At 68.6% G+C, this 11,257-nt stretch carries 1 protein-coding gene; it reads left to right on the top strand.

The window, feature by feature from the left end; all coding sequences use genetic code 11:
- A complete protein-coding gene (locus Q0627_RS09980; protein WP_291011847.1) occupies positions 1-11,190 on the top strand; it encodes a non-ribosomal peptide synthetase in 11,190 nt (3,729 codons plus the stop codon).
- Positions 11,191-11,257: the final 67 nt, after the last annotated feature.

Raw genomic sequence — 11,257 nt, forward strand, 5'->3', positions numbered from 1 at the left:
ATGACAGATAGTCGTGAGAGCGTGCTGGCTTTCTCGCGGGTGTGGGGATCGGCAGCGCCCTCGACCGTCGACCTGATCGCGTGTGCCGCGGCGGTTGATCCCGGCCGCGTCGCGGTGGCCGACACCCCGGTGCTCACCTTCGGTCAGTTGCATGAGCAAGTTACAGTGACCGCGGAAGTCCTTGTGGCGCAAGGTCTGGATACCGATGCCGCGGTGGGTGCCATCCTTACGGCGGTCCTGATGCGCGCCGGTGGTGATGCTGCCGGTGTGGCGGCACGGGTCCCCGAGGAGGTCACCCGGGTTCGCGAGTCGGCCCGATCGGTGGTCGGGCATGCCGATCTGGGCTCGCTGGCCGGTGTACTGCGGGTCGTGGCCGCCCGGAACCCGGACCGGGTCGCGGTCGTCGACACCTCGGGTGCCGCGCTGACCTACCGTGAACTGGACGCCCGTTCCGATGAACTCGCCGCGGGCCTGCTCCGGCGCGGTGCGGGCACCGGGACATTGGTGGGTGTGGGTGTCGACCGGGGCGCCGAACTGATCACCGTGCTATTGGCGGTGCTCAAGGCCGGGGCCGGGTATGTGCCGCTCGACACCGGTCACCCGGTCGACCGGATCAGCACCGTGGTGGCGGACGCGGAACCGGTGCTGGTGATCTCGGACGCGTCCGTGGTGGACAGCTGGTCGGCGGCGTTGGACGTCCGGTGTGTGCTGGCGAGTGACCTGGCCGGGGATGACCTGGCCGGCGGCGATGGGGATACCGGCGAGCCGGCGTTGCCGACGCGGATCGATCCGGGGCTGCCCGCGTACGTCATGTACACCTCGGGTACGACGGGGGTGCCCAAGGGCGTGGCGGTGTCCCATCGCGCTGTGCTGGCGTTACTGGCGACGATGATCGGTGAATACGACATATCGCCGGACGACGTGTGGGCGGGGTTCACATCCTTCGGTTTCGACGTGTCGGTCGCCGAGATGTGGCTGTCCCTGGCGTGCGGCGGACGATTCGTGGCGATCGACTTCCTGACCTCACGATCGGCCGGTGATTTCGTGGCCATGCTGGGCCGCGAGGGGGTGTCGGTGGTCAACATGACCCCGTCGGCCTTCTACGAGATCGCCGGTGCAGTACGCGGCGGGGGCTTTCCCTCGTGCGTGCGGATCATGATGCTCGCGGGGGAGGCACTGGACATCACCCAGGTACGGCGCTGGTTCGCCGATCGTGATGCCGAAGGGGTCATCGGGCCGCGCCTGAACAATATGTACGGACCGACGGAGGCGACCGTCTATGCCACGCGCCGTGAACTGACGCGGGAGTTCGTCGAGGAGACCCCGGCCGGCGATGTGGGCGGCGCCCTGCCCGAAACCCGCTTGTACGTGCTGGATTCGCGGCTGGCGGCGGTACCCGACGGGGTGCCTGGAGATGTGTACCTCGCCGGCGCCCAGTTGGCCGACGGCTACGCGCATCGTCCGGCGCTCACCGCCGCACGCTTCGTCGCGGACCCTTTCGGCGGTGCCGGCGACCGAATGTACCTTACCGGCGACGTGGGCCTGCTGCGGGACGGGAGTCTGGAATTTCTGGGACGCTCCGACGACCAGGTGAAGCTGCGCGGCTATCGGATCGAACTCGGTGAGGTGGAGTCGGTGATGTCGGCGGCGCCCGGCGTGGTAGCCGCGGCCGCCGACGTCTACGGCGACGAGCGATCCACCGACCGACTGGTGGGTTATGTCACGGGCGCCGGGGCCACCGGCGAGTCGGTCCGGGAGTTCGTCCGCACCCGGCTCCCCGACTACATGGTTCCCGACGTGGTGATGATCCTTGCACGGCTGCCGCTGACGCTGAACGGCAAGCTCGACCGGCGCGCATTGCCCGCGCCGGTCTTCGGCGCCGCCGCGGAATACGTTGCCCCGCAAGGCTCCGTCGAGGTGACCGTCGAGCAGATCTGCGCGCGGGTGCTCGGTGTGGAACGGGTGAGCGTCGTCGAGTCGGTCTTCGACGTCGGCGGCAACTCGATGCTGGCGGCCAGGATAGTGGCGCGGGTGTGCGACGAGTTCGGCGTCGACCTGAACCTCCGCGACCTGTTCGATGAGCCCACCGTGCGGGGGCTCGCTGTGCGGGTGGCCCGGGCGAACGCCGGATTGCCCGCGGTGACAGCGGTTTCGCCACGGCCCGAACGGATTCCGCTGTCGTTCGCGCAGGCGCGGATGTGGTTCGTCAACCAGCTGGACACTGCCTCGTCGGCATACAACATCCCGCTCGTCCTGCGTATCACCGGCACGCTGGACGTCGAGGCGCTGCGACAGGCGGTGGTCGACGTCGTCATCCGTCACGAGGTGCTGCGCACGGTGTTCGCACCCACCGGATCGGGTGCTGGGGACGCGCCCGGCGACGACCAGCCCTGCCAGCTCATCGCGGACCCGGAATCGATTACGGGGCAACTTGATTGGTCGGTGGTCGAGGATCGGTCCGGGATCGATGAGGCGGTCGGCCGCGGATTCGATGTATCCACGAACTGGCCGATCCGGGTCCGCGTCTGCCGGACCGGGGTCGCCGAACATCTGCTGGCGATCGTCGTGCACCACATCGCCGCCGACGGTGAATCGCTGGCGCCGCTGGTGTCGGACCTGCTGACGGCGTACGGCGCACGGACGCGCGGCGCGGTGCCCGACATCGAACCGCTCGCGGTCCAGATGGCGGACTATGCGATCTGGCAGCGCGAGGTGCTCGGCACCGTCGACGACGTGGATTCGGTCATCGGTCGCCAGTTCGGGTATTGGCGCGAGCAGCTGGCGGGGGTACCCGATGTTCTCGAACTCCCCACGGACCGGCCGCGCCCGACGGTCGCGTCCGGGCGGGGCGACCGCGTCGGATTCGAGATACCCGTTCCTGTCGGCCGCCGGATCGATGCGCTGGCACGCGGGCGGGGGGTCACACCGTTCATGGTGGTGCATGCCGGTCTGGCCGTGTTGCTCGCCAGGCTCAGCGCATCCGGGGATATCGCCATCGCCACACCCATCGCCGGCCGCGGCCAGGCGGCGCTCGATCCGGTCGTGGGTATGTTCGTGAACACACTCGTACTGCGTACGGCGGTGTCCGCGGAACTGACGATGGACGAGCTGCTGGACTGTGTCAAAGCCACCGACCTCGACGCCTTCGCGCATGCGGACGTGCCGTTCGAGAACATCGTCGAGCAGTTGGTGCCGCATGCCGGACAGGCGTACGAACCGCTCGCCCAGGTGATGCTGTCGTTCAATCCGACCGGTGACCTGGCCGATTTGGACCTCACCCTGCCCGGGATCGAGGTCCGTGCCGTGGATCCGGGGCAGCGGGCGGCGCAACGTGATCTGACGGTGTCCCTGGTTCCGGGGGCGGGTTCGGGTCTGTGGCACGGTTCGCTCGGCTATGCGACCGACCTGTTCGACCGTTCGACGATGGTGGTCTTCGCCGAACGGTTCATCCGTGTTCTGGATGCGCTGACCGCCGATCCGGCGATGGCCGTCGGTGACGTCGATATCCTGACCGACGGCGACCGGGCGATGCTGGCACGGTTGCCCGCGCCGGTGACCGCCACCGCGCACGCACAGTCGTCGCTGGCCGGGATATTCGCCGATTCCGCTGCAGCCCATCCTGATTCGATCGCGGTGACGGCGGGAGAGATGTCGCTGACCTATGCCGAATTGGATACCCGATCCCGCGCGGTCGCGTCGGGACTGCGCGCTCGCGGTGTCCGGGCCGGTGATCTGGTGGGGGTCGCCACCGCCAGGTCGGTGGACCTGGTCGCCTCGATCATCGGCATCTTGCGGGCGGGCGCGGCCTATGTACCGCTCGACCTCACCAATCCGGTCGGGCGGCTGGCCCATATCGTGTCCGACTCAGGTGTGGGTGTAGTGCTGACCGACGCGTCGTCGTCGGCCCACCCGCTCTGGGAGGCGGCGGGCGACGGCGTTGTCGTTGCCGACGTCGCAGACCTGATCTCGGCCCCCCGGGTTGCCGTTGATGATCCGGTTTCCGTTGCGGTGCCGTCTGATTCGCGTGCCTACGTGATCTATACGTCGGGTTCGACGGGGCTGCCGAAGGGCGTCGAGGTGACTCACCGCGACGTGCTCACCCTGCTCGATGCTGCGTCGGCCGACTTCGATTTCGGTTCCGGCGACGTATGGACGATGTTCCATTCCTACGCATTCGACTTCTCGGTGTGGGAGCTGTGGGGGCCGCTGTTCCACGGCGGGCGCTGCGTCATCGTCGATCGGGACCTGGCCCGCGACCCGGAAGTGTTCGTGGATCTGCTTGTGGCAGAAGGAGTGACGGTACTCAATCAGACGCCGTCGGCGTTCTATCAGCTCATCGACGTGCGTCGGCGCGGTGCTGCGGGTCGGCGGTGGCCGGTGCGCTACATCGTATTCGGCGGCGAGGCACTGAGTTTCGAGCAGGTGCGGCGCTGGTTCGACCTGTTCGGAGACGATGAAGCCCGGCTGGTCAACATGTACGGCATCACCGAAACCACTGTGCACGTGAGTTTCCGCGAGCTCGATCGTGCGGCGGTGTCGGCGGGTGACGGATCGCTGATCGGTAGGCCGCTGTCCTCGTTGGGTATTCACGTCCTCGATGCCCGGCTGCGGCCGGTACCGATGGGTGTGGCCGGCGAGATGTACGTGGCCGGTGGACAATTGGCGCAGGGCTACCTTTCCCGCCCCGACCTCACCGCCACCCGGTTCGTCGCCGACCCGTACGGGCCGCCCGGATCGCGGCTGTATCGAACCGGTGACGTCGCCCGGCGCGTGGCGGGGGACGACGGAAACGGGGATATCGAGTATCTTGGCCGTGCGGATTCGCAGGTTCAGTTGCGCGGCTTCCGGATCGAATTCGGTGAGGTCGAGGCCGGGCTGCTCGCCACCGAGGGCGTGGTGGCCGCGGCGGCACGCATCGTGGACATGCCGGTGATCGGGGAGCAGCTCATCGGATACGTCGTCGCCGCCGACGGCGCCGAACCCGACGTCGGTGCGGTGCGCGAACGCGCCGCGGATCTCGTACCCGCGTACATGGTGCCCGCCACCGTACTGGTCGTCGACGCCCTGCCGCTGACCGCGAACGGAAAGCTCGACCGCGAGGCCTTGCCCGTGCCCGAATTCGGTGCCGCGACAGCTGGTTTCACCGCGCCGGAGACCGCCCAGGAGATCCTCGTCGCCCAGGCGTTCGCCGAGGTCCTCGGTCTGCCTAGGGTCGGCGTTACCGATTCGTTCTTCGACATCGGCGGCAATTCGCTGTCGGCGACCAGGCTCGCGGCGCGGATCGCCGTGGTCCTGGGCGTCGGGGTGGCGATCCGCGACGTGTTCGCCACGCCGACGGTCCGGGAACTGATCGAGCAGGTGGCCGACAACGAGCTCGCCCCGGGGCCGGTGACCGCCCTCGCCGTGCGTCCCGACCCGATCCCGGTGTCGTTCGCGCAGCAGCGCATGTGGTTCATCAACAGGTTCGACCCCGACGCCCCGACCTACAACATTCCCGTCGTCCTGAAGATCACCGGTGCACTCGACGTACCGGCGGTCCGCGCGGCGATGATCGACGTCATCGACCGTCACGAGGTGCTGCGCACCACCTTCCCGGCGATCGACGGTGTGCCTTGCCAGCGGATCGGTTCGGCCGCGGAGTTCGACGCGCGCGGGGTGTGGCAGGTCGTCGATTCGCGGCAGGCGGTGCTCGACGCCGTGTCGACGGGATTCGATGTGGCGCAGCAGTGGCCGATCCGGGTGTGCGTCTGGCGTAAGTCCGGCGACGTGCACGTACTCGCCGTCATCATTCATCACATCGCCGGCGACGGTGAATCACTGCATCCGCTGCTCAGAGACTTCGTGGCGGCGTACACGGCCCGTGCGCAGGGACATGTACCCGAATTCACGCCGCTGGCGGTGCAATTCGCCGACTTCGCCGTCTGGCAGCACGACGTGCTCGGTCCCGCTTCCGACGAACACTCGGTGATCGGGCGTCAACTCGAGTACTGGCGCGGCCAACTCGCCGGTCTGCCCGACGTCCTGGAGCTTCCCACGACCCGTCCGCGGCCATCGGTGGCGTCGATGGCCGGTGGCCGGGTCGAGTTCGCGATACCCGCCGATGTGGGCGACCGGATCAACTCTGTCGCAAGAGATCTGGGCGCCACCCCGTTCATGGTGGTACACGCGGCGTTCGCGGTGCTGATGGCCCGGCTCAGTGATACCACCGACATCGCAGTGGCCACACCGATCGCCGGGCGCGGTCAGCCCGTGCTCGACCCGCTGGTCGGCATGTTCGTCAACACCCTCGTCCTGCGCACCGAGGTCGATCCCGCCGGCCGGTTCACCGAACTGCTCGAGCAGGTGCGGCACGTCGACCTCGACGCCTTCGCCCACGCCGACGCGCCCTTCGAGACTGTCGTCGAGGCGCTGAATCCGGTACGGTCGGAGGCTTTTTCGCCGCTGGCACAGGTGATGCTGTCGTTTGATCCGACGGCGGCAGTGGCCGACGCGGACATCACGGTCGCGGGCCTGACCGTAGAACCGGTGCGTCCACCGAACATTCCCGCGCAGCTGGATCTGATCGTCATCATCGAGACCGGGCTCGCGGGTGAGCCGTGGCGGTGTGCGGTCGGCTACGCCACCGACCTGTTCGACGATTCTTCGGTCGAGACCATCATGGAGCGGTTCGTCCGCGTCCTGGACGCGGTCACCGCCGCCCCGGAGGCCGCCGTCGGTGATGCCGACATTCTGATCGACTCCGATCACGCGCATCCGGTGGTCGAGGAGGTGCCGCGGCCCGGGCCCGCCGCCGGGTCTCTGGTGGACGTGTTCACCCGGTCCGTCGGAGCCTACGGCGAGCGGATCGCGGTGTCGGCCGGAACGGATGCGGGACTGTCCTACTCCCAGCTCGACGCACGCTCGGACACGGTCGCCGCCGCCCTGGTGGATTCCGGTGTGCGGCCGGGTGATCCGGTGGGTGTGGCCACTGACCGGTCGGTGGATCTGGCCGTGGCCATCCTGGGCGTGCTCAAGGCAGGCGCCGGGTACGTCCCGCTGGACATGAGCTATCCGGTGGCACGGCTGGACTACTACGTCACCGATTCGGCGGTGTCGGTGATCGTGACGGACGCATCGACGGACGGCCATCCGCTGTGGGAGGCCACCGCAGGCCGGGCCCGCCGCCTCGACCTCGCCGATCTCACAGCGCGCGAAGCGGTCGCTGTCCCGCTTCCGGTTGCGGTGCAGCCGGATTCACTGGCATACGTCATCTACACCTCTGGGTCGACGGGACGACCCAAGGGGGTCGAGATCACCCATCGAAACGTACTGACCCTGCTCGGCGCCGCGGCCGCCGACTTCGACTGCGGTCCGGAAGACGTGTGGACGATGTGCCATTCGTACGGATTCGACTTCTCGGTCTGGGAGCTGTGGGGTGCGCTGGCGACCGGTGGCCGGTGCGTGATCGTCGACCGCGACACGGTGCGCGACCCAGCCCTCCTGGTCGAACTCGTAGCCGCACAACGCGTGACGGTACTGAGTCAGACCCCGTCGGCCTTCTACCCGTTCATCGACGCCCGCAGCCGCCGGCACGGGCCGATCGCCCTGCGATATGTGGTGTTCGGCGGTGAGGCGCTCAGTCCCCAGCGCGTGCGGCGCTGGTGGGAACTGTTCCCGGGCGACCAGGCCCGCCTGATCAACATGTACGGGATCACCGAGACCACCGTGCACGTCACTTTCCGTGAACTGACCCCGGATTCGGTGCCGGTCGGGGATCGCTCGCTGATCGGCCGGCCGCTGTCGTCGCTGCGAGTTCACATCCTCGACAGCCGGCTTCGGCCCGTGCCGGTCGGTGTGCGCGGTGAGATCTACGTATCCGGTGACCAATTGGCCCGGGGATACACCGGCCGCGCGGACATCTCGTCGGAAAGGTTCGTCGCCGACCCGTTCTCCGGTGACGGGCGGCGGATGTACCGGACCGGTGACACGGCCCGCCGCGTGGACGGCGGCAAGCGCGGTGATATCGAGTGCAGTGATATTGAGTGCAGTGATATTGAATACTTGGGCCGCAACGACTTTCAGGTTATGCTACGTGGTTTCCGGATCGAGCTCGGTGAGATCGAGGCCGCGATGGAGTCGGCCGACGGCGTGAATCGTGCGGTCACCGGATTCGCCGGCGACGCGATCGTTGGATATGTGGTGCGCGAGCCGGGCGCCACCGTCGATCGGGATGTGGTGGTCGCGGCGGTTGCCCGGCGGGTGCCGGCGTACATGGTGCCCGCTGCCGTCGTCGTGCTCGATGACCTGCCGCTGACCGCCAACGGCAAGCTGGACCGTGCGGCGCTGCCCGTCGTCGAGCTGACCGGCGGGTCCGGTGCTCACGCGGCTCCGCAGAATCCGGCGGAAACCCTTGTGGCCCAGGTCTTCGCCGAACTTCTCGACGTCGACCGGGTGTCGGTCACCGACTCGTTCTTCGATCTGGGCGGTAACTCACTGTCTGCGATGCGGCTGGCCGCACGGGCCTCGGACGCACTCGGGGTGACCGTGTCGGTGCGTGATGTGTTCACCGCACCGAGCGTGCGTGAGCTGGTGGCCGCGGTGTCGGGGAACGGCTCCGCGCTGCCGCCGGTCGTGTCGGCCGTCACCCGGCCCGAACGGATCCCGTTGTCCGGTGCGCAGACCAGGATGTGGTTCGTCAACAGGCTCGATCCGGAGTCCAGCGCGTACAACATCCCGCTGGGTCTGCGGATGCGTGGACCGGTCGACGCCGTAGCGGTCCGCGCGGCGTTCGGTGACGTCCTCGGCCGCCACGAGGTGCTGCGTACCAGGTATCCGGCCGACGAGTCCGGGCCCTATCAGGACATCCTGGATCCGGAATCGGCTGCATGGCAACTTGATTGGCGTATCGTTGCCGATCCCGCCGAACTGCGGGGTGCGGCCGTGGCGGGTTTCCACGTCGACGCCGATCTGCCCGTGCGGGTGCGGTTCTTCCGGGATGCGGACAGTGCCGAATCGGAGATCCTGGTCGTCGTCCACCACATCGCGTGCGACGGCGAATCCGTGCGGGTCCTGCTCCAGGATCTGGTGACGGCGTATGCCGCGCGCGCCGCCGGCGGCGCGCCCGATTGGGAGCCGCTGCCGGTGCAGTACGCCGACTTCGCCCTGTGGCAGCGCGAGATCCTCGGCGGTACAAACGATCACGGGGTTCCGGGCGGCCAGCTGGGCTACTGGCTCCGGCATCTGGCAGGTCTGCCGGCGGTTACCGACCTGCCCATGGACCGGCCACGTCCGGCGGTGGCGGACGCCGGCGCCGGCGTGGTGCGCCTGACGGTGCGCGCGGACATCGCCGCCGCGGTCGCCCCGTGCGCGGCACACCACCGGGTGACTCCGTTCATCGTGTTCCACACCGCTCTCGCGCTGACCGTCGCACGGATGACCGGGGTGTGGGATGTGGTGATCGGCACGCCGATCGCGGGCCGGGCAGACCGGGCGCTCGACCGCGTTGTCGGGATGTTCGTCAATACGCTCGTCCTGCGGACGGCGTTCGATCCGGCGGCCACGGTCACCGAGGCCCTGGCGGTGGCCCGGCGCATCGACCTTGACGCGTTCGCCTACTCCGAGGTGCAGTTCGACCAACTGGTCGACCTGCTTGTGCCCGACCGGCCCACGGCCTACTCCCCGTTGTTCCAGATCGCCCTCACCTACACCTCAGGTGACCTGGAGATCTTCGACGCGGCGCGCACGGTGGGCAGTAGGGCGGGAGGTGACCTGACGGTTGAGCCGGTAGTACCCGATGTCGTTGAGGCGAAGACTGACCTGATGCTGAGCGTGCACGAGGGTTCCGGGCATACCGAGGTCGAAATCACCTACGCGACAGCACTGTTCGACGAAGCCAGTATCGTCCGGTTCGGCCTGGTGTGGGAACGCATCCTCGAAGCGATCGTGAGGAGCGGCTCCGTGGGTGACAACCCCGCCGACCCGGCGATCGGCGATATCGACATCCTCGATACGTTCTCGCAGGATACCGGGCAACCGGCCGACCCGGCCACCCTCCCCGGCCTGCTCGCCGCCCGTGACCTCGATCCCGGTCATCCGGCACTGCTCGGCGACGGCATCAACATCGGGTACGCCGAGTTCGAGGCACGCACCAACCGGGTGGCGCGGGCCCTGATCGCCCGCGGTGTCGGCCCGGGCGATGTCGTCGTCGTCGGGCCGATCGGGGCCGTGGACGAGGTGGTCGCCACCTGGGGTGTCCTCAAGTCGGGTGCGGCCCCTCTGGGCGCAGGCGGCGACGCGGCGGGTATGGCTCTCCCGTCCTATTGGCCGCGGGTGCGGCTGTGGATCGGGCCGGGCGGCCCGGACGGCATCGAGCAAGGCGGCATCGCCGACCTCGACGATGCCGCGCTGTCGTCCGCGCCGATCACCGCCACCGAACGCACCGCTCCCGTACATCCCGCCGGCGTCGCGGTGCTGGCATGGCAAGGCGCCGGCGCACCGCCGGTGGCGTTGACCCACGCGGGACTATCGATGGTGGTGGCGGAGAACCTGAAAGTCACCGGCACGCTTGCCACCGACCCCGATACGCGGATCGTCGCGACGGCCACACCGGGCACGATCGGCGCACTGCGCGAGTCGCTCGCCGCGATCGCCGCGGGACACACCCTGGTGCTCGTTCCCGGTATCCCGGGGGCCGGTGACCGCATCGGCGCCGCGATCGCCCGCCACGCCGTGACGGACCTGTGGACTTCATTCGCCGATCTGAAGGCGATCGACCCGGAGCTGCTGGAGTCGGTGCGGAATCTGACGTTCGTCGGCGAGCCCGGTGCCGCGGAGCTGTCCGGACCGTGGAAGACACGCGGTCGGCGGATGTTCACCCTGTTCGGGCCCGCAGAGGTGGCCGGGGCGGCGACGGCGGCGAGGTTGCGCCCGGGCAAGGACGTCGGGGTGGGCAAGCCTGTCGACGGTGTCGTCGTCCGGGTGCTCGACGACCGCCTGGCGGCCGTCGACACCGGCGTGGAGGGCGCCCTCTATGTCGGCGGCAACGGGCTGGGCACGGGCTATCCCGGTGACGCCGCGTCGACGTCGATGGTCTTCGTCGCCGACCCCGCGGGCGGACCGGGCGACCGGATCTTCGCCACCGGGCTGCGGGCACAGATTGATAAGTCGGGCAATATCCGCATTCATGATACGGCCGGGGATTTGGACCGGTGAACGTATCGGCGATCGGACAGTGGCGTATCGTCGGACGGTTGATGTCGTTGAGTCCGTCGGTACGCCG

The organism is uncultured Gordonia sp. (assembly GCF_937858515.1).
In the GTDB taxonomy this organism is placed as follows: Bacteria; Actinomycetota; Actinomycetes; order Mycobacteriales; family Mycobacteriaceae; genus Gordonia.